Raw genomic sequence first — 25,617 nt, forward strand, 5'->3', positions numbered from 1 at the left:
AGAATTACTTTTCTTTTGCTACAACTGCCTTAACAATTAGATATTGAGAAACGATATACAGGATGATTATAGCAATATCAAACAACCTTTTTGGTGTATAAAAGTTATTCAATGCTATAAGGCTATCAGAAGCAATAAACAAAATAGCTCCTAACAACAACCATGAATTCACTGTATTTTTTTGCTGACGATAATTTAGTAATGCCGCTGTTCCAAATGTTGAAATAGCTATTCCATACACCAATACAGGTAGTAACATGTCTCCTAAATTATTATAAATTAAACCTAAGAGCCCCACAAATAACAATACAAAGGGAATTGCTGACGTTAGTATTTTAACTACTGAATCTTTATACAAAAAGCTTGTCGTTATTTTAATATAAACAACATGTGCTACTAAAAACGAGGCTAAACCAAACACAAAAAAGTTTGTTTTATCTAGCAGGAAAACATCACCCCAAAACGAAAAAAACAAGGCTGATAACAGCCAAAAACTTGGCTTTTTAACCGATACCAAATACACTACCGCTAGTGATGTCATTAGTAACGGTTTAAAAATCATTTCGATAGTTTTATTTTGAGTTATTACTGCATATACGTCAGCAATAGCGACCAATAAAAAAATAATGGAAGCTAGGGTTATTTTAGTTTGTTTGGTCATTTTCGTCTACTTTAAATGGGGTATATTTATTGTTCTTATGCCAATTTTTAACAATATGTAATTTTCTATATCTAGAACTTATTTCAAAATAACATTTCCCTTCAATAATCTTAATATTAACCCATAAAGGAATACAATTGTTTTCTGTAACTAAAACATCTAAAGCAGCATCTAGTGAAAGCTTTACACCAATGGAATTTTCAATATATTTTCTTTGAAAAACACCCATAACTCCCATATCTAGCCCTTTACCTTCTTCAAGTTTTAAGATTACTTGATCTATTTGTAGATTATAGTCACCCCTTATTTTATCTAGTTTAAATTTTAAAAAACTTATATTAGATTTTTGCACTTTTTATATAATCATATCCATAAAATCTTGTTCAGAAATAATTGGGATTCCTAAACTTTCAGCTTTGGTCAGTTTACTCGGTCCCATATTATCCCCTGCTACAATATAGCTCGTTTTTTTAGAAATGGAACTCGACACTTTTCCTCCGTTGTCTTCAATCGCTTTTTTGAGTTCAGTTCTACTCATTTGATGAAAAACTCCTGAAACAACAAATACTTTTCCTGCTAATTTATCGGTTTGCCCTTCTAAACTTTCTGCAGACACTTCTAGTTGAACTCCGTAAGATTTTAATCGATTTATCAATTCAACATTCCCTAAATCATTCGAAAAATCAATAATACTTTGTGCTATTCTATCTCCAATTTCATCAACCGCAATTAGCGTTTCGAAATCAGCATTCATTAAATTATCGATTGACTTAAAATGTTTTGCTAGTTTTTTTGCTACAGTTTCACCTACAAAACGGATTCCTAAAGCAAATAATACTTTTTCAAACGGAATTTCTTTTGACTTTTCAATTCCTTCAATCATGTTTTGCGCTGACTTTTCTGCCATTCTTTCTAACGGAATTACTTGTTCTACCGTTAAATCATACAAGTCTGCATAATTCTTTATCAATCCTTCTTTACGTAATAAATCAACCGTTTCTCCACCCAAACCATCAATATCCATGGCCTTTCTACTAATAAAATGCTTGATTCTACCTGTAATTTGCGGTGCACATCCAAATTCATTCGGACAATAATGTTTTGCGTCTCCTTCGGTTCTTACCAACTCTGTATGACATTCAGGACAGTTAATTGCATATTGTGTAGGAACAGAATCTGCTGGTCGTTTTGTTAAATCAACAGCTATAATTTTCGGAATAATTTCTCCTCCTTTTTCTACAAAAACAGTGTCTCCTACTCGTACATCTAACTTTGCTATTTGGTCTGCGTTATGTAATGATGCTCTTTTTACAATCGTTCCAGCTAATTGTACAGGTTCTAAGTTTGCTACCGGTGTAATGGCTCCAGTTCTACCTACTTGATAGGTAATTTCATTTAATACTGTAGAAACTTGTTCCGCTTTAAATTTATAAGCAATTGCCCAACGAGGTGCTTTTGAAGTATATCCTAGTTCGTCTTGTTGCTGAAACGAATTTACTTTTACCACTACTCCATCCGTTTCGTATGGTAAGATATGACGTTTACCATCCCACTCGTTTACAAAATCTAACACCTCATCAATTGATTTAGCTAAAACAATGGTGTCTGGAACTTTAAATCCAACTTTTCTTGCAGCTTCTAAACTTTCAAAATGCGAAGCATATTTACGTTCTCTTGTTACTAATTGATACAATAAACAATCTAGTGGTCTTTTTGCTACTTCTGCACTATCTTGTAACTTCAAGCTTCCACTAGCGGTATTACGCGGGTTTCGATATGGTTCTTCATCATTCGCAATACGTTCTTCATTCATTTTATGAAATCCGTCTAACGGTAAAATGATTTCTCCTCGCATTTCAAAATCTGTCACAAAATCACTATTTGGCAATAATGGAATGGATTTTATGGTACGAATATTGGTGGTTACATTATCTCCTTGGAAACCATCTCCACGAGTAACTGCTTGTACAAACTCGCCATTCTCGTAAGTAAGGTTTATTGAAGCTCCATCGTATTTTAATTCACAGGTATATTCAACTTCATCGGTTCCTAAAATTTTCTGAACACGTTTTTCCCAATCTAACAGGTCTTCTTTAGAATACGAATTGTCTAATGAATACATTCTATGCTTGTGTGTAACCGTTTCAAAATTTTTAGTTACTTCTCCTCCTACTCGTTGCGTTGGGGAATTGGGGTCAAAATATTCTGGATTTTCGTCTTCTAGCTGCTGAAGCTCTTTTAACTTAATATCAAACTCATAATCAGAAATAGTTGGTGCATCCAACACGTAATAATTATGATTATGTTTGTGTAACTCTTCTCTTAATAGTTGTATCTTCTCCTGAACTGTCATTAAATTATTTTCTAACGGTACCTGTAAAATGATTTATTTTCGAATTGATTGGGTTTCCTGAGGCTCTTCTGAATGAAGCTAACTGACCTGCATGCCAAATAGCATCAGCTATTGGACCATTAATTGCATTCCATATTGGATGTTTTTTATCTCCAAAAATTATTTTGTACTGCGATACATCTGTACTTTTTCTAAAAATATCGCTTGCTAACTTTAAGTTTTCTAAGGTTGTTTTTCGTTTTTCAACAAATGTCATTCCTGACTTTGCTTCTTTATGAGGAACTTTTAACGCTGCATTTTTAATTACTTGCGATAAACTTAACACATGATCTATTGTTTCTCCAGTAGTTTTTGCTTCTTCACTTGGTTTGTATGCTAAATCCTTTTCTGTTAAACCTTCGGTTGCCCAATAATAGCGAAAACCTAATCCATCTATCATTCTACTAATTACAGATCCTGTAGTAAATTCTTTGGCTTCTTTTGGTATTTCGTAGTAAGGTAATTTGGATTGTGCGTTTGTTGCTATTGCTGCAAACAACAATAGTATCGGTGTAAGTACTGCCTTCATTTAATTTTATTTTTGACGCTAATTTAAGGAAAAGATTTATGTAGTATAAGCAAAATACTTATCTATTAAAAATAAAAAAACCGAGGCAATCCCTTACCTCGGTCGTTAAAAAACAAACTATGTATGATAGTTTATTTTTTTAACCACATAGTATAGATGGTTTCTTTATTTCTTGCTGAAACTAACAACATGGTTTCACTAATTTTTTCAATCTTTAAATTTTCTTCAAAGCTTTTATCGTCAAATTCTAGCTCATTGGTATCGACTATTAATTTCCATCTCCCACTTTCCTCCTTATTACTCATCATAACTTGATATCTTCCATCAGGGCTTAACTCTAACCAATTCTCGCCATCAGAAAATTCAAATTTTTCGTTTCCAACTTTCATTGAATCGACAAACCATTTACCAGAAACTAATGTAGTTAATTCTTGGGAGTAACTTAGTGAAGTAACACCAAGCATTAGAAATAGTAATATTATTACTTTTTTCATAAAGGGGACATTTTAAGGGGTTGCTCTAGCCAAATATAACAAAAAAGCCGAAGCAAATCAATGCTTCGGCTTTTTTTTATCTGTTTTTACTTTATTTTAATAATAAGTATAACGACGTACTTTAGCAATGTGTTTTGCCAAACGCATTACTTGGTGTGAATAACCATACTCATTATCATACCATACATAAATTACGATAGTATCTCCGTCAGCTATTGTTGCTTTACTATCGAAAATAGACGGTGCTGTTGTTCCTACAATATCAGAAGACACTAATTCATTACTTAATGAATATTGAATTTGCTCTACTAAATCTCCTTCTAACGCATACTGTTTCATAATTGCATTTACAGACTCTACTGTTGCTGGAGTATTTAATTGCAAGTTTAAGATTGCTAACGATCCGTTAGGTACTGGTACACGAATGGCACTTGAGGTTAGCTTTCCTGCTAATGCTGGTAATGCTTTTGCTACTGCTTTCCCTGCTCCTGTTTCGGTAATTACCATGTTTAACGCAGCAGCTCTACCTCTACGATATTTTTTATGCATATTATCAACCAAATTTTGGTCGTTTGTATATGCATGAATTGTTTCTAAGTGTCCTTTTTTAATCCCGAAGTTATCTTCTAACACTTTTAATACTGGTGTAATAGCATTGGTAGTACATGAAGCTGCTGAGAAAATATCGATATTATCAGGATTATTTTCTTCATGATTTACTCCATGAACAATATTTGGTACTCCTGCACCAGGAGCAGTTAACAATACTTTGCTAGCTCCTTTTGCTTTTAAATGACGATTTAATGCTTCTTCATCTCTAAAAGCACCTGTATTATCAATAATTAACGCATCGTTAATTCCGTATTGTGTATAATCAATATCTTCTGGTTGTGCTGCTGAAATCATGTAAACAGTTGTACCGTTAATAATTAAAGCATTGTTATCAGCATCTACCTGAACTGTCCCTAAGAAATCTCCGTGTACAGAATCTACACTTAATAAAGAAGCTCTTTTTTCTAATACTGTTTGATCTATTTTGCCGCGAGTTACTACAGCTCTTAAACGTAATTGAGAACCTTTCCCCATTTTACTACTTAGTTCACGGGCTAATAAACGACCAATACGTCCAAAACCGTATAACACTACATCTTTTGGCTGAATATTATCTGCCTCTGTAGCATCTTTTAATTGCTCTTTTACAAAAGCTATTTTATCTGCCGATGCATCATCCTGCAAATGGTATTCGTACGCTAATTTACCTATATCTAATTTTGATGGTGGTAAATCAATTGATTGAATTGCTTTCGCTATTTCTAAAGCGTCTTCTATTGTTATTGGTTTTGCTACAAATTCTTTAGCGTAGTTGATTAAGTTTAAAACCTCACTAGCTCTTTTGTCTACTAACGGATTTCTAAATAATACTAACTCGATAGATTTATCATACCATAAATCGTTAACGATGTTAATAAACTCAACTGTAGCTCTACGAACTTGCGCTTGATTTACGACTTCTTTTTCGTAATTTGTTATTGTTGACATAGTTGTGTGTTAACTAAAAATTAAAAAATTTGTGCAAAAATAGGTATTTCTTCTCTATTTTTTATTGGTTTTACAAAAGAAAAAAACCTTGTTAAAACGATTTTAGCAAGGCTTTTTATTTTAAGGGATCTTATTAGTGCTCCCTTGAAGTTTTTTACATGTCAATTTAGTATCTAAACCTTTCTATTTGACCTGATGGATTAATCATCTCTAACAAAAGTCTATTTCCACTTCCGTACATACTATCTAACATGGTAACAGCTTCTTTTGCTGAACTGACTTTTTTTCCATTAACTTTCGTTAAAATATACCCTTCCCCTACTTCAAATTGTTTAAATGCTATATTTTGTGTTCTTTTAATCTTAGCACCCCCTTCTATATTGAACTTTTTTCTATCTTCTTTAGTAAGATCTTCAAACTCCGTTTGTAAAACTTTACTCACTGGTAATTTTATAAGCTTCGTTAGCTTAACGACTTTAGTCAACTCTTCTCCATCTCTATCAATTGTTACATTTACGTATTCTCCAGGTCTTTTTGCTGTTAACTGTCCTTTTAAATCAGAGAACTTAGAAATCTTCACATTGTTTACTTTGGTAATAACATCTCCTTGCTCTAGCCCCGCTTTTTTTGCTCCTCCTTCTTCTAAGACTTCTCCTATTTTTACTCCTTCGATGTCATTTGCTTCCACATCTATATTAATTCCTAAAACAGCTTGTTGTACCATTCCAAATTCTAACAAGTCATCCACCACTTTTTTAGCAATATTTGAGGGTACCGCAAACGAATACCCTATAAAAGAGCCTGTTCTTGAAGAAATAGCAGTGTTAATTCCTATTAATTCTCCTCGTGTATTTACCAGAGCTCCTCCACTATTCCCAGGGTTTACAGCAGCATCTGTTTGGATAAATGAGTCAATATTGGTATTTCCATCCAAGTCACGTCCTTTTGCACTTACAATACCTGCAGTAACGGTAGACGTTAAATTATATGGATTTCCTACTGCCAATACCCATTCTCCTACTTTAATATTATCAGAGTTTCCAAAAGGCAAATTTGGCAACTCAAAATCAGCCTCTACTTTTAACAAAGCGATATCATTACTCTTATCTGCTCCTATTAACGTTGCTTTTAACTTTTTCTGATTATTTAACGTAATTTCAATATCGCTTGCTCCTTCAATTACGTGATTGTTGGTTACAATATACCCATCAGGAGAAATAATTACACCACTACCTGTACCTACTTGTTGGTACTTTCTTGTTCCACTTCCTCTACCATAAAATAATTCTGCTAACGGGTTTTGTTGGGTTCTTATCGATGTGTTTTTAACATGTACCACCGCATGTACTGTTTTATCAGCTGCTTCCGTAAAATCGGTGGGTGTTGATGTTGAATTTATTACTGTAGGCGTATAGTTTGCCTTTACGGTTTGCATTGTTGGCTCTACCGATTTCTCAACAATTACTTGCGGCTCATCTATCAATGTCTTATATCCTGCAAGTGTTATTGCACCTCCTAAAATCGCAATTCCTAAAGTTCCAATTATTTTCTTCATATGCTTACAAAATTTTATACTCCAAATATACAATTTTAACATTTCAAGTAAATGTGTTTAACTTCTATTTAACTGATTTTAACCGCTATTTAACAGTCCTCTTTTACTTTATAAAATATGTATCTTTGTTCTTTATTATGAATTTAGAATTTTACAAATACCAAGGAACCGGAAACGATTTTATCATGATTGATAACCGTTCAAAAACCTTTCCAAAAAATAAAACTGACATAATTGCAAAATTATGTGATAGACATTTCGGTATTGGAGCTGATGGTCTTATCTTACTTGAAGAAGATAGTACCACCGATTTTAAGATGGTATACTATAACTCTGACGGTAATGAAAGTACGATGTGTGGTAACGGAGGTCGTTGTATTGTAGCTTTTGCTCATAAACTTGGACTTTTCGAAACCGAAACTACTTTTATTGCTATTGATGGATTGCATCATGCCTCTATTACTAACAACCTTGTTTCTTTACAAATGATTGATGTTGACAAGGTGAATATTTTTGACAAGTATGTTTTTACCAATACAGGATCGCCACACCATGTTCAGTTGGTAAACGATCTTGCAAATTATGATGTCTTTTCAAACGGAAAAGAAATTAGGAATGAGATTTATGGCACTGAAGGCAGCAACGTTAACTTTGTAGAACAAATAACTGACAATACTTTTAAAGTACGTACCTACGAACGAGGAGTTGAAGATGAAACTTTAGCTTGTGGTACTGGTGTTACTGCCGTTGCCATAGCCATGCATGCAACCCAAAAAACAAATAATTCTTCTATTATTTTACCTGTTGAGGGTGGAGAATTAGAAGTTTCTTTTAAAGAACAAAACGGAATCTATTCTGAGGTCTTTTTAAAAGGACCAGCTACTTTTGTATTTATAGGTAAAATAAATATTTAGTGCATACGTTAACTGGAACACATATCAAATTAAGAGCCTTAGAACCCGAAGACTTGGAATTTTTATTTCAAATTGAAAACAATGAGTCTTTTTGGGAAGTGAGTCATACACAAACTCCGTTTTCTAAATTTTTACTAAAACAGTATTTAGAAAATGCTCATTTAGATATTTATGAAGCCAAACAATTACGATTAGTTATTGATGATAAAGTGACTGGTAAATCTATTGGGATGATAGATTTGTTTGATTTTAACCCGCAACATAAAAGAGCTGGTATCGGAATTTTGATCCATCCTGACTTTCAGCAGAAAGGGTTTGCCTCTGAAGCTATACAATTACTAATTAACTATTGCTTTACACATTTGCATTTACATCAATTGTATGCAAATATTACGAATGATAACACCAATAGCTTACACCTTTTTGAAAAACAAAATTTTAAGCAAATTGGAATTAAGAAAGATTGGATTTTTTACAACGGAACATATAAAGACGAACTATTATTTCAACTAATAAATGAATAAGAAAATTATTTTAGGAGGTATTGCCGCCATTTTTTTAATTGGTGGAATTATTGGATTTAACTACTACCAAAAAATATTTGGTAAAGCAGTTACCAAAGATGGGGCTATATACATAGGTTCTAACGCTTCTTTTATAGATGTCAAAAAACAACTTTCTGAATTTGTTAAACATCCTGAAAATTTTGTTTGGGTTGCAGAAAAGAAAAAATTCACACAACCTAAAGGTGGAAAATACCTATTAAAAAAGGGTATGAACATGAATGATGTTGTAAACCTTTTACGCAGCGGAAATCAAACACCAATTACTCTATCATTCAACAATCAAGATACCTTAGAAAAATTAGCAGGAAGAATTGCTGAACAAATTGAAGCAGATTCTATTGCTCTATTACAGGCTATGAAAGATCCTGCTTTTTTAGCTACCAATAAATTTACTGAAAAATCAGCTTTAGGAATGTACATTCCGAATAGCTATGAGTTTTATTGGAATACTTCTGCTGAAAATTTCCGTGATAAAATGCTACGCGAATACAATCGTTTTTGGACTTCTGCTAGGTTAGACAAAGCTAAAAAACTGAACCTTTCAAAAGAAGAAGTAATTACATTAGCTTCTATCGTTCAGAAAGAAACAGCTAAAAAAGTAGAGCGTCCTATTGTTGCTGGTTTGTATTTAAATAGATTAAAAGATAACTGGCCTTTGCAAGCCGACCCAACAGTTATATATGCAATTAAAGAAGTTAAAGGGCAAGATTTTGTTGTCAAAAGGGTTTTAAACAAAGATTTAGGAATAGACTCTCCTTACAACACTTATAAAAACACGGGACTTCCTCCTACTCTGATTGCCATGCCAGATATTTCATCTATTGATGCTGTTTTAAACCATCAAAAACACAATTATTACTATATGTGTGCAAGTGTTGACAAGATTGGTTTTCATGAATTTGCGAATTCTTTAGCGCAGCATAATCGAAATGCTGTAAAATATCAACAGTGGATAAATCAACAAGGGATAAAGAGATAAATTAACAAAATTTTATTCTCATTAATTACAACAAAATATTACCAAAAAGTTAACAAAACATCTTTTTTTTTGTTTTTTACCTAAAAAAAACACCGGAAAACAACTTAATTATCAATAGTTAAAAAACTGTAAATTATTGATTTATAGTCTGTTATAAAAAAATACCGTATCTTTGCAGCGCTAAACAGAAAGTATTTAATTATCAGACATTTAGTATTAGTATTTTTAGGATTTGTATTATTAACCAGTTTTACAGAGACTACAGCTAAAAAAGAAAAAACTACTACAACAACGCCAATACCAATTCATAAGGTAGAAAAGGTTAACATTCCTTTTTTATTAAATGATTTTGTAGGATTTAAAGAAGCTTTGGCTTTTAAAGAATCACAAGGCAGGTATAGAGTAGTTAACACACTTGGATACTTAGGGAAATACCAATTTGGTAGGGAAACCCTAAAGAGATTTAGAATTTACAACACCACTCACTTTCTTAAAAACCCAAAATTACAAGAACGCACATTTGTTGCTTATTGTAAGTTAAACAAATGGATTTTAAGAAAAGACATTAAGAGAAGTGTTGGCAAAACCATCAATGGAGTTAAAATAACCGAATCTGGTATTTTAGCAGCAGCACATTTAAGTGGTGCAGGTAATGTAAAAAAGTTCTTACGTTCAAACGGGTCAATCCGTTTTAATGATGCCTATGGAACCTCTATACAATCATACCTTAAAAAGTTTGCTGGTTATGATGTTTCTAACATCAAAGCCAATAAAAAACCAACGGTTTAACTAATAAGAAAACAACAAAAAAGCATCGATTAAAATCGATGCTTTTTTTATTTATGAATGATAAAAATTGCTGGTCGCTTATGTAAATCGGTCTTCACATGCTTCCATTCTTTTACCGTTAGTGTTTTAATATACTCTGTTGGAAGTGTTATATCACACGCCACACAAACTCTTGTATCAGGAGATAAAGTAGCACGTAAATCATCTAGCATTTTTTCATTCCTGTAGGGAGTTTCGATAAAAAGTTGCGACTGATTCTTTTCTTTTGAAAGTTTTTCCAAATCCTTAATAGCTCTTTTTCTATCTGATTTATCAATAGGTAAATATCCGTTAAACGCAAAACTCTGCCCATTCATACCAGACGCCATAATTGCTAATAAAATAGAGGAAGGTCCTACTAGCGGAACTACTTGAATCCCTTTTTGATGCGCCAACTTCACAATATTTGCTCCTGGATCTGCCACTGCCGGCACTCCAGCTTCAGAAAGCAAACCTACAGACATTCCTTTTTCACAAGCATCCAAATAGTTCTTGGTTTCTAAATCGTCAGAATACTTGTCCAATAACATTAACTCCAGTGAAGGTTGTGATTTTGTCGGTGTAATTCGTTTAATAAATCTTCGAGCAGACTTCTCATTTTCAACAATAAAGTAATCTAATTGTTCTACCACTTTTTTTACTGATAATGGCATCACTTCTAATGGTTCAGTATCACCTAACGTAGTAGGAATCAAGTATAATTTACCTTTCATTTTTTTGTTCTAATTTTGAAGCTATCATTTCACACGCTTCGTCTAACATTTTATACACATTTTCAAAACCTTGATCTCCTCCATAGTACGGATCTGGAACATTCCTGTTTTCATTAGGATACAATTCGTTCAGAATCATCTTTACTTTTTCATGCTGTTTTTTATTTTTAGACAAGGCTACAATATCTGCATAATTACTCTGATCCATTGCAAAAATCGTGTCAAACTTATCAAAATCTGCTCTTGTAAATTTTCTTGACCGTTGACTGCTAAGATCTATTCCGTATTTTCTAGCCACTTCAATAGAGCGTCTATCTGGTAATTCTCCTACATGATACCCAGCAGTACCAGCAGAATCAACTATAAAACTTTCCGATGAAACTTTGGATTTTAAAATCCCCTCAGCAAGAGGAGATCGACAAATATTACCTAAACAAACCATTAATATTTTTTTCATATTCATAAAAAAACCTCACTTAGTGAGGTTCGTTATTTATAAAGTTAACTTTTTTGTTAAGTCTTCTACATACTTTTTAAACTGCTTATCAGTTTCAGTCAAATTATCTACAGTTTTACATGCATGTAACACCGTTGCATGATCTCTTTTACCTATTTGACTTCCAATACTTGCTAACGACGACTTTGTCATACGCTTCGCGAAATACATCGCTAACTGACGTGCTTGTACAATGTGACGTTTACGTGTTTTTGATTGTAAGGTTGCCACATCCATATCAAAGTATTTTGACACTACTTTTTGAATATAATCAATAGACAGTTCTTTTTTCGTATTTTTTACAAACTTATCTACAATTTGTTTCGCCAACTCAATTGTAAATTCTTTTCTGTTAAAAGAAGCTTGAGCTATCATTGAGATTATCACTCCTTCTAATTCACGAACATTAGACTTGATATTCTTTGCAATATACTCAACGATTTCTTCTGGCATCTCAACACCATCTCTATACAATTTATTTTGTAAAATAGAAATTCTTGTTTCGTAATCAGGCGCTTGTAACTCAGCCGATAATCCCCATTTAAAACGAGACAACAATCGTTGTTCGATATCTTGCATATCAACAGGCGCTTTATCTGAAGTTAAAATAACCTGTTTTCCGTTTTGATGTAAGTGATTAAAAATATGAAAAAACACATCTTGCGTACCAGCTTTCCCTGATAAAAACTGTACATCATCAATAATCAACACATCAATCATTTGATAGAAGTGGATAAAATCATTTCTAGTATTTGATTTTACCGAATCAATAAACTGCTGCGTAAATTTTTCAGAAGAAATATACAATACCGTTTTATCTGGATACTTATCTTTAATCTCAACACCTATAGCATGTGCTAAGTGTGTTTTTCCTAATCCAACTCCTCCATATATTAATAGTGGATTAAACGAAGTTCCTCCAGGCTTATTTGCTACTGCCATACCTGCAGAACGTGCCAACCTATTAGAATCTCCTTCTACAAAATTCACAAAATTGTAGTTAGGATTGAGTTGAGATTCTATCTTCACTTTTTGTAAACCAGGAATCACAAATGGATTTTTCAATTCTCGTTTTGACTCTAACGGAACTGTTACCTTTTGTGGCTTTAATGGGTTACGATTTGAACTAGGTATTTTTACTGTTTGAGGGCTATTACTACTGTACGTATTTTCCATACGTACATCGTAAATTAATTTAGCATCATTTCCTAGCTGACGAACCAAAGCTACTCTTAACAGTTTTATGTAATGCTCTTCTAACCACTCGTAAAAAAATTTACTTGGTACTTGAACTGTCAAAGCTTCCCCTGCCAATTTAATAGGCTTTATCGGCTCGAACCAAGTCTTATATGCCTGTGGTTTAATGTTGTCTTTGATAAAAGACAAGCATTCCATCCAAACTGAATCGGCTGTTTTAGTCATATTGGTAAAAAACAATTTTAGTTGTTAATTTTTATTCAGGTTTAGGGGACACCAAACATGAAAGTCTGGGCGAACAAAAGTGTGAATAAATTTTAGTATAAAAAAATCAAATCACTATTGACTTTTATTTTTTTTTTGCGTATCGTTAATGCTACTAAAATAAAAAAATCTTTTGCAAAAACATCACACATCTATACGTGTTCGGTATGCTGAAACTGATCAAATGGGAGTAGTTTATCATGGAAACTACGCACAATTTTTTGAGATTGGTCGTACCGAATGGCTACGTTCTCTGGGCGTTACCTACAAATATATGGAAAAAACAGGAATCATGTTGCCTGTTATTTCTTTATCTTGTAGCTTTAAAAAATCGGCATTGTACGACGACGAATTAACCATTACTACTATTTTAAAAAAGACCCCTTCAGTAAAAATTGAATTCGATTACGAAATTACCAACCAACATAACGAACTAATTTCTACTGGAAATACCGTGTTAGCATTTATTAACAAAAAAACAAAAAAACCTATGCGGTGCCCTGATTATATTTTAGATAAATTAGCTATCTTAAAAAATGAATCAAACACGTAAAAAAACACATGAAAATATATACCAAAACAGGAGATAAAGGTACCACTGCCCTATTTGGGGGGACTCGAGTACCCAAATATCATTTAAGAATAGAAAGCTATGGAACTGTTGATGAACTCAACTCTTACATTGGGTTAATTAGAGATCAAAATATTGACCATACTTTAAAAGAGAAACTAACAAAAATTCAAAGTGATTTATTCACATTAGGTGCCATGTTAGCTACACCACCTGAAAAGGAAACTTTAAAAAGTGGTAAAGAGCGCTTAAACATTCCTAAAATTAATGAAGAGTCTATTCAGTTTTTAGAAGACGAAATTGACCTTATGAATAAAGACCTACCTCAAATGACACACTTTGTATTACCAGGCGGTCATCAAACCGTGTCATTTTGTCACATAGCGCGCTGCGTATGCCGTAGATCGGAACGATTAGCTGTGGCTTTAAACGAAGAAGAAACAATTAGCAATACTGTTTTAAAGTATTTAAACCGACTTTCTGACTACCTTTTTGTGTTGGCACGGAAGTTGACCCAAGACTTACAAGCTGAGGAAATTAAATGGATTCCTGAAAAGCTATAACTAAGTTCTTTAATTATTGATTTCACATTTTTTAAAAAAAACTTGACTTTTTACAAAAAAAAATTATTTTTGCGGAAAATCTTATTAAACAGATAAAGAAATGTATTGGACACTTGAATTAGCATCTTATTTAGCAGATGCACCCTGGCCTGCAACTAAAGACGAATTAATTGATTATGCTATTCGTACTGGAGCACCGTTAGAAGTGGTAGAAAACTTACAAGATATCGAAGATGAAGGTGAGGCATACGATTCTATTATTGAAATCTGGCCAGATTACCCTACTGAAGAAGATTATCTTTGGAATGAAGATGAATACTAGAAAAAATAAATCATAAAAAGTCTCTTTTACAGAGGCTTTTTTTTTGCTTACTTTTAAGCACTCAATAAAAACACAAAAAACGCTAATTAAAAACAACTTAATTAGCTATAAAACAATATTTTACAAATGAGCGTTTTAAATTCGATTATAAAACTATTTGTTGGAGACAAACAACAAAAGGATCTAAAATCACTACAACCGATCGTTGAAAAGGTACGATCTTTTGAAAATTCTTTAAGCAGTTTATCAAATGATGAATTACGAGCAAAAACAATTGAGTTTAAATCAAAAATTAAAGACGCTACCAAATCTTTTAACGATAAAATAGCTGATCTTGAAGAAGAAGCTAAAAGTGCAGACATCGATCGTCAAGAAGACATTTATACAGAAATTGATAAATTAAAAGACGAAGCTTACGAAGCTTCAGAAGCTGTTTTATTAGACATTATGCCAGAAGCCTTTGCTCTTGTAAAAGAAACCGCAAAACGTTTTGCTAATAATACAGAATTGGAAGTAACTGCTACTCCTTTCGATAGAGAGCTATCAGCTACTAGAGAACACATTACCTTAGAAGATGACCAAGCTTTTTGGGCTAATTCATGGGATGCCGCTGGTAAAGAAGTTATTTGGGACATGATTCATTACGATGTACAGTTAATTGGTGGATCTGTATTACACCAAGGTAAAATTGCTGAAATGATGACAGGTGAAGGTAAAACCTTAGTTTCTACTTTACCTGTATACTTAAACGCTTTAACAGGTAATGGAGTTCACGTTGTCACTGTAAACGACTACTTAGCAAAACGTGACCGTGCGTGGATGGCTCCTATTTTTGAGTTCCACGGATTGAGTACTGACTGTATTGATTTCCACCAACCAAATTCAGAAGCCCGTAGAGAAGCTTATAATGCTGATATTACTTACGGAACTAACAATGAGTTTGGTTTCGACTACTTACGTGATAACATGGCTAACTCTAAAAAAGATTTAGTACAACGTGCACCAAACTATGCTATTATTGATGAGGTGGATTCTGTTTTAATTGATGATGCTCGTACGCCATTAATTATTTCTGGACCAGTACCACAAGGAGGTGATCATGAATTTAATGAGTTAAAACCGCTAGTTGCCGATTTAGTTTCTCTTCAAAATAAATACCTAGTAGGTGTTTTAGCTGAAGCTAAACGTTTAATTAAAGAGGGTGATACTAAAGAAGGTGGTTTTTTATTATTAAGAGTTTACAGGGGGCTTCCTAAAAACAAAGCCTTAATTAAGTTTTTATCGCAAGAAGGCGTGAAACAAATCCTTCAAAAAACGGAAAACTTTTACATGCAAGACAACAACAAGCTAATGCCTGAAGTTGATGCTGAATTGTGGTTTACTATTGAAGAAAAAAATAATCAAATTGACTTAACAGATAAAGGTATTGCACACCTTTCTGATATCACTAAAAATGAAACATTCTTCGTTTTACCAGATATTAGTGTCAAAGTTGGTCAAATAGATAATAGCGACATTACTCCAGAAGAAAAAGCTAATCAAAAAGAAGAATTATACCGTGAGTTTAGTGTAAAGAGTGAACGAATTCATACCATGAACCAACTTTTAAAAGCATACACTGTTTTTGAAAAAGATGTGGAATATGTGGTAATGGATAATAAAGTAATGATTGTAGACGAGCAAACGGGTCGTATTATGGACGGTCGTCGTTACTCTGACGGGTTACACCAAGCCATTGAAGCAAAAGAAAATGTGAAGATTGAAGACGCTACGCAAACGTTTGCTACCGTTACTTTACAAAACTACTTTAGAATGTACCGTAAATTATCTGGTATGACAGGTACAGCGATTACAGAAGCAGGTGAATTCTGGGAAATCTACAAATTAGATGTGGTTGAAATTCCTACAAACAAACCAATTCAAAGAGACGACAAACAAGATTTAGTTTATAAAACTACACGTGAAAAATACAACGCTGTAATTGAAGATATCGTAAAATTAGTAGGAGAAGGAAGACCGGTACTAGTAGGTACTACTTCTGTTGAAATCTCTGAATTATTAGGAAGAATGTTGCAAATCCGTAAGATTCCTCACAATATCTTAAATGCGAAATTACACAAAAAAGAAGCAGATGTAGTTGCTGAAGCTGGTAAACCTGGAGTGGTAACTATTGCAACCAACATGGCGGGTCGTGGTACCGATATTAAATTATCTGATGAAGTTAAAGCCGCAGGTGGTTTAGCTATTATTGGTACAGAGCGTCACGATTCTCGTCGTGTAGACCGTCAGTTACGTGGTCGTGCAGGACGTCAAGGAGATGTAGGTTCTTCTCAATTCTATGTAGCCTTAGACGATAACTTAATGCGTTTATTTGGTTCAGAAAGAATTGCGAAGATGATGGATAGAATGGGATTAAAAGAGGGAGAAGTTATTCAACACTCTATGATTTCTAAATCTATTGAAAGAGCTCAGAAAAAAGTAGAAGAAAACAACTTCGGTATCCGTAAGCGTTTATTAGAGTACGATGATATTATGAACGCTCAACGTGAGTTTGTATACAAACGTCGTCGTCATGCTTTAGACGGAAAGCGTTTACAGATTGATATTGCAAACATGATTTATGATACTTGCGATTCAATTGTAAGACAAAACAAGGCTACAAAAGACTTCCAAAACTTTGAATTCGAATTAATCCGTTTCTCTGCAATGACTTCTCCTTTTTCTGAAGAAGAATTCAATAAAACATCAGAGCAAGATTTAATTGACAAGCTATACAAAATAGTAACGGAACACTACAAAAACGATGCAGAAAGAAATGCAGAAAATGCATTCCCAGTAATTAAAAATGTTTTTGAAAACGAAGGTGATCGTTACGAGCGTATCGTTGTTCCTTTTACAGATGGTTCTAAAACATTACAAGTAGTTACCAACTTAAAAGAAGCTTACGAAAGTGAAGGAAAGTCATTAGTAAACGACTTTGAGAAAAACATCACTTTAGCGATTATTGATGAGAACTGGAAAGATCATTTACGTAAAATGGATGAGTTAAAACAAACTGTTCAAAACGCTACGTATGAGCAAAAAGACCCGTTATTAGTTTATAAATTCGAGGCTTTCGAATTATTCCAAGAAACAATTGATAAAATCAACAAAGAGGTATTATCTTTCTTATTCAAAGGAAAATTACCAAGTCAAGAAGCTTCACAAGTATCTGAAGCTCGTGAACAACAACGTGAGCAATTAGATTTACGTAAAGACGAGGTTCAAAACTCAACACAACAAGCCATTAGCAATGCTCGTAATCAACAAACACAAGAACAGCAAGCTGTAGAAACTATTGTGCGTGAACAACCAAAAATTGGTCGTAACGAAAAAGTTACTATCAAAAATGTAATGTCTGGTGAAGAAAAAGAGGTTAAGTACAAGCAAGCCATTCCTTTATTAGAAAAAGGAGAATGGGTATTGTACAACAAGTAACCTTGAAACAAATTATATAAAAAAGCTCGGTAAAAACCGAGCTTTTTATTTTTTCTTCCTACCTCCTCTAATTTCTATCATTCTGTACGCATAAGTTCCTGGGCTACTTATTTCCTCGTTTTTATCTATAATTTTTTTAGTAGTTTTATTATAAAAATCAGCATATACTTTCTGACTTTTATAATAGGGTGGTTTACCTTCTATATCTCCACCTTCTATAACTCCTTCAATCCCTATAACTTCAGCTGCAGTATTTCTCCAACTATTTCTTTGAACAAAAAAATTAAACCTCTTTTTATTCTTGTAATATATTTCATAAATATTCACAATCTTTTTAATTTTTCAAATTAAGACATTAAATCTAACGTTCTTTTCTCTGTTAACATAACTTTACTTTTACATAACCTTTACTACACTTTTAAGTAAAGATTTTATTACCAACATTTTATAATGACTTCACCTTATAAAAACATTCGAAAAGTAACTTTGATAAACATCGAAGTATACTTAGAATGAAAAGACACAAAAAACGTAAATTAGATATTGCTGTAATATCAGATGTACACTTAGGAACTTTTGGTTGTAGAGCTACCGAGCTTCATAATTACCTAAAAACCATCAATCCTAAAATATTAATCTTGAACGGAGATATTATTGATATTTGGCAATTTAACAAACGTTACTTTCCGAAACCTCACATGAAAATCATCAAACAATTGATGAACTTTATCACTTCTGGAACAAAAGTGTATTACATCACAGGAAATCACGATGAGATGTTACGTAGGTTTAAAGGTTTTCGCTTAGGAAGCTTTGAAATCGTGAACAAATTAGTGCTTGATATTGACGGTAAAAAGGGGTGGTTTTTTCACGGGGATGTTTTTGATGTGACCATGCAACATTCAAAATGGCTTGCAAAACTAGGCGGAATGGGTTATGATTTTTTAATCCTTATTAATACGATTGTAAACTGGGTAAGTCATAAACTAGGATACGGCAGACTCTCTTTCTCCAAAAAAATAAAAAACAGTGTAAAAAGTGCTGTTAAATTCATTAATAATTTTGAAATGACAGCTACCGAAATTGCAATTGATGAAGGGTACGACTATGTCATATGTGGTCATATTCACCAACCAGAAATAAGAACCGTAAATACAGACAATGGTACAACTGTATATTTAAATTCTGGCGATTGGATAGAAAACTTAACCGCTTTAGAATACAAAAACAACAATTGGTCTTTATACGAATACGAAAAAGACGAAATAGCTAAAAACATCCATTTAAATTATACCGTAAAAGATTTAGAGCTTGTAAGCTCAGAACACAATAATAGCGAGCTTTTTACTGAGTTACTTAAAGAATTTAACATTAAAACCCAATAACCATGAAGCCTATAATGGGCATTAAATTAGGAAATGGTCAGTACCTTCTAAATAGGTAATTTTCTAAAAACAACCATAATAAAAAATTTAAAAAGATGAAAATATTATACGCTTTTCAAGGAACAGGAAACGGACATGCAAGTAGAGCCTTAGAAATAATCCCATATTTACAGAGACGTGGTGATGTTGATATATTAGTTAGTGGTTCGCAATACGAAATAGGGCTTCCATTCGATATAAAATACAAATTACATGGCTTGGGGTTTGTTTTTGGTAAAAAGGGAGGAATTGACCTAATTAACACCTTAAAAGACTTAAACCTAAAGAAAGTTTACAAAGAAATTAAAACGTTACCCGTAAAAGAATACGATTTGGTCATTAACGATTTTGAGCCTATCTCAGCTTGGGCATGTTTATTTAGAAATGTCCCTATCATTTCTCTTAGTAATCAAAACGCTTTGTTAAACGAGAAAAACTCTGCTTTTAAAAGGTTTAGGTTAGAACGTTTAATTATTAAATACTATGCCCCTGCAAAAAACAAATTCGGATTTCACTTTAAAACTCATTCCTCTTCAACCTTCTTGCCTATTATTCGTAAGGAAATTCGTTATCGAAATATTACAAATAAAGGTCATTACACGGTATATTTACCCTCTTATAGTGACGAAAAAATAATCAAAGTACTTTCAAGCATAAAAGACATAAAATGGCAGGTATTTTCTAAGAAAACAAAAGAACATCAATTCTTTCATAATATTACTATCCTACCAATAAACGACGATGCTTTTATTCGTAGCATGGCTTCTGCTAAAGGAATAGTTTGTGGTGCTGGTTTTGCAACACCTACAGAGGCCCTATATTTACGTAAAAAACTGTTGGTTATTCCAATGAAAAATCAATACGAACAACAATGCAATGCTGTTTCCTTAAAAGAAATGGGGGTTACAGTTGTAAAAAAACTAAGCAAAAAACAATTGCCAAAAATTGAAAAATGGATCAACACTAACAAAGTTGTTAAAGTACACTACCCTGACGTTACTGAAGATATACTAGACGCAATTATTTTACCGTATTATAACAAAACCATTTTACCAGAAATTACCATCGAATAGTTGCCGAATCGATACTTTGTAAAAAATTGTTGGTTTTAGAAAAATGTTTGTTCTCAAACCAGTACCCTCTATTAGCACTTAATGGTGACGGATGACCTGAGGTTAAAATATGATGTTTATTTTTATCAATAAGTTTTGCTTTTTTCTTAGCAAAACCACCCCAAAGTAAAAATACTACATTTTCTTTTTCTTCAGAAATTTTCTGAATTACGGCATCAGTAAATTGTTCCCAACCTTGCTTTTGGTGGCTTCCTGCCTCCCCTGCTCTTACAGTTAAAGTTGCGTTTAATAACAACACTCCTTGTTTTGCCCAACGAGATAGATCGCCACTTTTAGGGTATGAAATATTTACATCTTTTTCTATTTCTTTAAAAATATTAATCAATGATGGAGGATGTGCAATACCCTCATGTACCGAAAAACACAATCCGTTTGCCTGCCCTACTCCATGGTATGGGTCTTGTCCTAAAATCACCACTTTCAAATCCTCTAACGCACAAAAATCAAACGCTGCGAAAATATCTGATCCTTTTGGATAACACGTATGTTTTGAATATTCATTTTTAACAAAACTGGTAAGATTTTCAAAATACGGTTTTTCAAATTCAGATTGTAAAATATTTTTCCAGCTATCATTAATTTTTACTTGCATTGTTTGTTATTTTTGTCGTGGTTTCAAATATACTATTTTGACTAAAAACATTACAGAAAAAACACTTCAAGATTTAGAATTTACAACGGTTTTAGAACAAGTTGCAACGCACTGTATCTCTAATTTAGGAAAAGAGAAAACAAGGCAAATTCAACCTATTTCAAACAAAAAAAAGTTATTTTTTGAGTTGAATATGGTAAATGAATATCTGTCTTCTTTTGAAAATGAAAACAGAATTCCAAATCATTATTTTGAAGATATTTCTGAAGAAAGTAAACGACTCGCTATTGAAAACAGTTTTTTAGAAACAGACGGTTTCTTAAAAGTTTCAGCTGTTTCAGAAACAGTAAATGAACAAAAGAAGTTTTTAAAAAAATTTCAAACCTACTACCCTACATTATTTACTTTAAGTGATCACCTTGAGTTTACAACAATAATTGTAGATAGTATAAAAAAAGTTATTACTCCGTATGGTGAGGTTGCTGACAATGCTTCTACAGCATTAAAACAAATACGAAAAGAAATTGGTTCCGTAAGAGGTAAAATTTCTGAGAGTTTTTCTCGTGCCTTGAGTAAAAATATAGCTAGTGGATACTTAGATGATATCAAAGAAACGGTAATTGATAATCAACGTGTGTTAGCTGTTTTAGCAATGCACCGTCGTAAAGTTAAAGGGAGTTTATTAGGATCATCAAAAACAGGAAATATTGTATATATCGCTCCGCAAGCTACCTTAGCTTACAGTAGAGAGTTACAAAACCTTTTGTATGAAGAAAAGCAAGAAATAGTACGCATACTAAGGAATCTAGCTACTGAAATACGTCCTTATACTCCGCTCTTAAATGAGTATGTTTCGTTTTTAACACATTTAGATATGGTGGGTGCTAAAGCAAAATATGCTAAGAGCATCAATGGATTGCTACCTAAAATCACTTCAGAGAAAAAAGTGTTTTTTAAAAATGCATTTCACCCTATTTTATGGCAAAAGAATAACGCTAAAAATATTGAAACTATTCCACAGACTATTCAGTTAAGTGAAGAGCAGCAAATTATTGTGATTTCAGGTCCGAATGCTGGAGGGAAAAGCATCACTTTAAAAACTATTGGCTTACTACAACTTATGCTTCAAAGCGGATTATTGATTCCTGTTCATGAGCGTAGTGAAACCACTCTTTTCAATACGATTTTAACAGATATTGGCGACAACCAATCTATCGAAAACCAATTGAGTACCTATAGCTATCGATTAAAAAACATGCGTTACTTTTTAAGAAAATGTAATGACAATACCTTGTTTTTAATTGATGAATTTGGTACAGGTTCTGATCCTGAATTAGGAGGTGCTTTGGCTGAAATTTTCTTAGAAGAGTTTTATGAAAAGAAAGCCTTCGGAATTATTACCACACATTATGCTAACCTAAAAGTATTAGCAGATGAATTGGATAATGTTACCAATGCCAATATGCAGTTTGATGAGCGTACTTTAGAGCCTTTATACAAATTGTATATAGGACAAGCAGGGAGTTCTTTTACGTTTGAAGTAGCACAGAAAAACGGAATTCCGTACAGCTTAATCAACCGTGCTAAAAAACGTGTAGAAACCGAAAAAGTTCGTTTAGATAAAACAATCTCAAAACTTCAAAAGGAACGAAATCGTTTACAAAAAACTTCTGAAAGCTTAAACAAACAAAAATCTAAAGGACAAGAGCATATTGAAAACTTACAAGAGAAAGAGCTTAAAATACGTGAAAAACTAGAAGGTTTTCAAGAATTATATGACAACAACCAACGTATGTTATCTTTAGGGAGGAATATTAATGAAATGCTTAATAAATACTTCCAAACAAATAATAAAAAAGAGCTTTCTGCTAGTTTTTTTAAATGGGCAATGGCAGAAAAGACTAAGTACATAAAGAAAAACCCTCCTAAAAAGAAAACCAAAACAGAAAAGAAAGAAGACAAAGTTGCTACACAAAAACAACAGGAGGCTATTAAAAAAGTAGAAAAAGAAGTGCTTCAAAAAGTGGTAAAGGTTCGCGAAGAAAAGAAAAAAGAAGCGGAAAAAATTGCCAAAGAAAGAGCCGCTTATGTTTTTAAAGTAAATGACAGAGTTCGTTTAATTGACGGAAATGCAGTAGGAACCATTGATAAAATAGAAAAGAAGAAAGCGTTTATTAATTACGGCTTGTTCACTACAGAAGCCAAAATTGAGCAGTTGGAATTAGTAGAGCGTGCTAAAAAATGATTTGTTAGTAGAAAAAAATCATGCAGCAACTTCCATGGTCATAATTTACAAAGAATTGTCATACGTTAACCTATAAAAACAACTAAATAAATAATTATGCCACATTTTGTAATTGATTGCTCTGAAAACATTATCAAATTAAAATCACCTAAAGAGATTATTCAAAAAGTTTATGATACAGCAGAATCAACAAATCTTTTTGATAATAGAGATATTAAGGTAAGAATTAATCCATTTGAGTATTATACTGTAGGAAATACTAGTGATGATTTTATCCATATTTTTGCTAATATTATGGAAGGAAGGAACACTGCTCAAAAAAAGAATCTTTCAGAAAAGATTGTTACTGAATTAAAATTAATGTTTCCTGAAGTTCCAATTATTTCTATTAATATTAGAGCTTTTGAAAAAGCTACTTATTGTAATAAATCTATGGTATAAGCAGTACAAATAAAAAGCTCAAATTGTAAAATTACAATTTGAGCTTTTTTATATTAATTTATGTGATGATTACTTAAAATAGTTCATCAACCTCAATAGTTAAGTTATTGATAAAGTTTTCTGCATTCTTTATATCAGTATGCAATACCCTATCGTCATTCACTACAGGCACATCTTGTCTAAACATACTTACAAAAGAAGTTAAAAACTCAGAAGTACTATGTTCTCTAAAAGAAAGTCCCTGAGAAGCATTCATTAACTCAATAGCTAATACTGAACACACATTATCTATTACTTTTTTAGCTTTAACAGCCGCATTAGCTCCCATACTTACATGGTCTTCTTGTCCGTTACTCGATACAATAGAATCTACACTCGATGGTGTACAGAATTGTTTATTTGCACTTACAATACTAGCCGCAGTATATTGTGGAATCATAAATCCACTATTTAAACCTGGGTTAGACACTAAAAAGTCCGGTAATCCTCTTAAACCAGAAACCAACTGATAAGTTCTTCTTTCTGAAATATTTCCTAATTCTGCAATTGCAATAGCTAAATAATCTAAAGCTAAAGCAAGCGGTTGCCCATGGAAATTTCCTCCAGAAACAATAATATCTTCATCAACAAAAATGTTTGGATTATCTGTTACCGAATTTATTTCTGTAATAAATGTTTTTTTCACAAACTCTAATGTATCTTTTGTTGCTCCATGAACCTGAGGCATACATCTGAATGAGTAAGGATCTTGCACATGTTCTTTTGGTTGTTCAATTAACTCACTTCCTTCTAATACTTCCTTAATACGTTTAGCGGTAGCTAATTGACCGTTATGTGGACGTACCAAATGTATCAACTCATTAAATGGCTCTATTCTTCCGTCAAAAGCTTCCAAAGAAACCGCCCCAATTACATCTGCTAAATAAGAAAGTTTATAAGCCTTTAATAAGTTATGCACACCATAGGCACTCATAAATTGAGTTCCATTTAATAGCGCTAAACCTTCTTTTGATTGTAAGTTTATTTTCTCCCAACCAAATTTTTCTAATAAGTTTTCTCCTGAAATTCGTTCTCCTGCAACGTGTACCTCTCCTAGACCAATTAACGGTAATGAAAGGTGAGCTAAGGGTGCTAAATCTCCAGATGCTCCCAACGAACCTTGTGTATATATAACAGGTAAAATATCATTGTTATAAAACTCAATCAAACGCTCAACGGTGGCCAACTGAACTCCAGAATGACCGTAACTCAGCGACTGTATTTTAAGCAACAACATTAACTTTACAACTTCATGAGGAACTTCGTCTCCTGTTCCACAGGCGTGGCTCATTACCAAGTTTTCTTGAAGCTGTTGTAAATTATCTCCACTAATTTTAACGTTACACAACGAACCGAATCCTGTATTAATTCCATAAATAGGATCGCTATGCGTTTTCATTTTCTCATCAAGATAAGCGCGACATTTTACTATCTTTTCTTTTGATTCTTCTGATAGAGAAAGCTTTTTATCTAGTAATACAATACGATGAATATCTTCTAAACCAACTGGTTGTGAATTTATTATATGTGTAGTATCCATTTTAATATTTTTAAGGTGTACAAAGAACCAAAAAAAAGATAAAACTTCAAGCTGATTTTTTGTAAAAAATAGAGTGTTGTTTAAATAAACTGTTAATTTTTTTGATTAAAAAGTTAAAAAAAGTAACTTCGGCGCCTTAAACA

Annotated in this window: 25 protein-coding genes; 12 read left to right on the top strand and 13 right to left on the bottom strand. The window is 32.8% G+C overall.

Annotation, left to right across the window (positions count from 1 at the left end; all coding sequences use genetic code 11):
* Window positions 1-4: 4 nt before the first annotated feature.
* The 7 genes from V1T75_RS03560 to V1T75_RS03590 all read right to left on the bottom strand — a co-directional run bounded on the left by V1T75_RS03560 (window position 5) and on the right by V1T75_RS03590 (window position 7,170).
* Window positions 5-661 (bottom strand): lysoplasmalogenase, encoded by a 657-nt coding sequence (locus V1T75_RS03560; protein ID WP_330487191.1) that lies wholly within the window; start codon window positions 659-661, stop codon window positions 5-7.
* Complete coding sequence (locus V1T75_RS03565; RefSeq protein WP_330487192.1) at window positions 645-1,013, bottom strand: hypothetical protein; 369 nt, start codon at window positions 1,011-1,013, stop codon at window positions 645-647. Before V1T75_RS03565 ends, V1T75_RS03560 begins: the two co-directional genes overlap by 17 nt.
* Window positions 1,014-1,016: 3 nt before the next feature.
* Window positions 1,017-3,014 (bottom strand): NAD-dependent DNA ligase LigA, encoded by a 1,998-nt coding sequence (gene ligA, locus V1T75_RS03570; RefSeq protein ID WP_330487193.1) that lies wholly within the window; start codon window positions 3,012-3,014, stop codon window positions 1,017-1,019.
* Window positions 3,015-3,018: 4 nt separating this feature from the next.
* On the bottom strand, window positions 3,019-3,582 hold the full coding sequence (locus V1T75_RS03575; protein ID WP_330487194.1) for a hypothetical protein: 564 nt from the start codon (window positions 3,580-3,582) through the stop codon (window positions 3,019-3,021).
* A 131-nt stretch (window positions 3,583-3,713) separates the two neighbouring features.
* Entirely contained in the window at window positions 3,714-4,076 is a 363-nt protein-coding gene (locus V1T75_RS03580; protein WP_330487195.1) for a hypothetical protein, read from the bottom strand.
* 96 nt (window positions 4,077-4,172) lie between these two features.
* The gene (locus V1T75_RS03585) at window positions 4,173-5,615 is read right to left on the bottom strand and encodes a glyceraldehyde-3-phosphate dehydrogenase (RefSeq protein ID WP_330487196.1); all 1,443 of its coding nucleotides are present in this window, start codon (window positions 5,613-5,615) and stop codon (window positions 4,173-4,175) included.
* Between the two features lie 166 nt (window positions 5,616-5,781).
* Window positions 5,782-7,170 carry a trypsin-like peptidase domain-containing protein gene (locus tag V1T75_RS03590; RefSeq protein WP_330487197.1) on the bottom strand — a complete coding sequence of 463 codons (1,389 nt, stop codon included), beginning with the start codon at window positions 7,168-7,170 and terminating at the stop codon, window positions 5,782-5,784.
* Between the two features lie 137 nt (window positions 7,171-7,307).
* Between V1T75_RS03590 and dapF the strand changes: the two genes are divergently transcribed.
* The 4 genes from dapF to V1T75_RS03610 all read left to right on the top strand — a co-directional run bounded on the left by dapF (window position 7,308) and on the right by V1T75_RS03610 (window position 10,418).
* On the top strand, window positions 7,308-8,084 hold the full coding sequence (dapF, locus tag V1T75_RS03595) for a diaminopimelate epimerase (protein WP_330487198.1): 777 nt from the start codon (window positions 7,308-7,310) through the stop codon (window positions 8,082-8,084).
* Window positions 8,084-8,608, top strand: coding sequence for a GNAT family N-acetyltransferase (locus V1T75_RS03600; RefSeq protein WP_330487199.1), 525 nt, complete (start codon window positions 8,084-8,086; stop codon window positions 8,606-8,608). The genes dapF and V1T75_RS03600 overlap by 1 nt, the downstream gene beginning before the upstream one ends.
* Window positions 8,601-9,629 (top strand): endolytic transglycosylase MltG, encoded by a 1,029-nt coding sequence (gene mltG / locus V1T75_RS03605; protein WP_330487200.1) that lies wholly within the window; start codon window positions 8,601-8,603, stop codon window positions 9,627-9,629. Before V1T75_RS03600 ends, mltG begins: the two co-directional genes overlap by 8 nt.
* Window positions 9,630-9,797: 168 nt before the next feature.
* Window positions 9,798-10,418 carry a peptidoglycan-binding protein LysM gene (locus V1T75_RS03610; protein WP_330487337.1) on the top strand — a complete coding sequence of 207 codons (621 nt, stop codon included), beginning with the start codon at window positions 9,798-9,800 and terminating at the stop codon, window positions 10,416-10,418.
* Window positions 10,419-10,465: 47 nt separating this feature from the next.
* On the opposite strand, the gene V1T75_RS03615 is transcribed toward V1T75_RS03610, so the two are convergent.
* The 3 genes from V1T75_RS03615 to dnaA are packed head-to-tail and all read right to left on the bottom strand — an operon-like array spanning window position 10,466 to window position 13,088.
* Window positions 10,466-11,170 carry an SAM-dependent methyltransferase gene (locus V1T75_RS03615; RefSeq protein ID WP_330487201.1) on the bottom strand — a complete coding sequence of 235 codons (705 nt, stop codon included), beginning with the start codon at window positions 11,168-11,170 and terminating at the stop codon, window positions 10,466-10,468.
* Entirely contained in the window at window positions 11,160-11,627 is a 468-nt protein-coding gene (locus tag V1T75_RS03620; protein ID WP_330487202.1) for a low molecular weight protein-tyrosine-phosphatase, read from the bottom strand. The genes V1T75_RS03615 and V1T75_RS03620 overlap by 11 nt, the downstream gene beginning before the upstream one ends.
* A 36-nt stretch (window positions 11,628-11,663) precedes the next feature.
* Complete coding sequence (dnaA, locus tag V1T75_RS03625) at window positions 11,664-13,088, bottom strand: chromosomal replication initiator protein DnaA (protein ID WP_047789195.1); 1,425 nt, start codon at window positions 13,086-13,088, stop codon at window positions 11,664-11,666.
* A 172-nt stretch (window positions 13,089-13,260) separates the two neighbouring features.
* Here dnaA and V1T75_RS03630 point away from each other — a divergent pair, with 172 nt between their 5' ends.
* The 4 genes from V1T75_RS03630 to secA all read left to right on the top strand — a co-directional run bounded on the left by V1T75_RS03630 (window position 13,261) and on the right by secA (window position 18,060).
* Entirely contained in the window at window positions 13,261-13,680 is a 420-nt protein-coding gene (locus tag V1T75_RS03630) for an acyl-CoA thioesterase (protein WP_330487203.1), read from the top strand.
* Between the two features lie 8 nt (window positions 13,681-13,688).
* Window positions 13,689-14,261 (top strand): cob(I)yrinic acid a,c-diamide adenosyltransferase, encoded by a 573-nt coding sequence (locus tag V1T75_RS03635; RefSeq protein WP_330487204.1) that lies wholly within the window; start codon window positions 13,689-13,691, stop codon window positions 14,259-14,261.
* Between the two features lie 100 nt (window positions 14,262-14,361).
* On the top strand, window positions 14,362-14,583 hold the full coding sequence (locus V1T75_RS03640) for a DUF2795 domain-containing protein (protein WP_047789198.1): 222 nt from the start codon (window positions 14,362-14,364) through the stop codon (window positions 14,581-14,583).
* 126 nt (window positions 14,584-14,709) lie between these two features.
* Entirely contained in the window at window positions 14,710-18,060 is a 3,351-nt protein-coding gene (secA, locus tag V1T75_RS03645) for a preprotein translocase subunit SecA (RefSeq protein ID WP_330487205.1), read from the top strand.
* A 45-nt stretch (window positions 18,061-18,105) separates the two neighbouring features.
* Here the strand turns inward: secA and V1T75_RS03650 are convergent, their stop codons facing one another.
* Complete coding sequence (locus tag V1T75_RS03650) at window positions 18,106-18,387, bottom strand: hypothetical protein (protein WP_330487206.1); 282 nt, start codon at window positions 18,385-18,387, stop codon at window positions 18,106-18,108.
* Window positions 18,388-18,572: 185 nt separating this feature from the next.
* On the opposite strand from V1T75_RS03650, the gene V1T75_RS03655 reads away from it, so the two are divergent.
* Both V1T75_RS03655 and V1T75_RS03660 read left to right on the top strand, forming a co-directional pair.
* A complete protein-coding gene (locus V1T75_RS03655) occupies window positions 18,573-19,445 on the top strand; it encodes a UDP-2,3-diacylglucosamine diphosphatase (protein ID WP_330487207.1) in 873 nt (290 codons plus the stop codon).
* Window positions 19,446-19,540: 95 nt separating this feature from the next.
* The gene (locus V1T75_RS03660) at window positions 19,541-20,557 is read left to right on the top strand and encodes a glycosyltransferase family protein (RefSeq protein WP_330487208.1); all 1,017 of its coding nucleotides are present in this window, start codon (window positions 19,541-19,543) and stop codon (window positions 20,555-20,557) included.
* Here the strand turns inward: V1T75_RS03660 and V1T75_RS03665 are convergent.
* Window positions 20,544-21,209 (bottom strand): uracil-DNA glycosylase, encoded by a 666-nt coding sequence (locus V1T75_RS03665; RefSeq protein ID WP_330487209.1) that lies wholly within the window; start codon window positions 21,207-21,209, stop codon window positions 20,544-20,546. The two genes, V1T75_RS03660 and V1T75_RS03665, sit on opposite strands and share 14 nt — an antisense overlap.
* A 37-nt stretch (window positions 21,210-21,246) precedes the next feature.
* Between V1T75_RS03665 and V1T75_RS03670 the strand changes: the two genes are divergently transcribed.
* Window positions 21,247-23,454 (top strand): endonuclease MutS2, encoded by a 2,208-nt coding sequence (locus V1T75_RS03670; RefSeq protein WP_330487210.1) that lies wholly within the window; start codon window positions 21,247-21,249, stop codon window positions 23,452-23,454.
* Window positions 23,455-23,550: 96 nt separating this feature from the next.
* Window positions 23,551-23,895, top strand: coding sequence for a 5-carboxymethyl-2-hydroxymuconate Delta-isomerase (locus tag V1T75_RS03675; RefSeq protein ID WP_330487211.1), 345 nt, complete (start codon window positions 23,551-23,553; stop codon window positions 23,893-23,895).
* A gap of 73 nt (window positions 23,896-23,968) precedes the next feature.
* On the opposite strand, the gene hutH is transcribed toward V1T75_RS03675, so the two are convergent.
* Complete coding sequence (gene hutH, locus V1T75_RS03680) at window positions 23,969-25,474, bottom strand: histidine ammonia-lyase (RefSeq protein WP_330487212.1); 1,506 nt, start codon at window positions 25,472-25,474, stop codon at window positions 23,969-23,971.
* Window positions 25,475-25,617 lie beyond the last annotated feature (143 nt).

It is taken from the genome of Tenacibaculum sp. FZY0031, from assembly GCF_036350695.1.
In the GTDB taxonomy this organism is placed as follows: Bacteria; Bacteroidota; Bacteroidia; order Flavobacteriales; family Flavobacteriaceae; genus Polaribacter.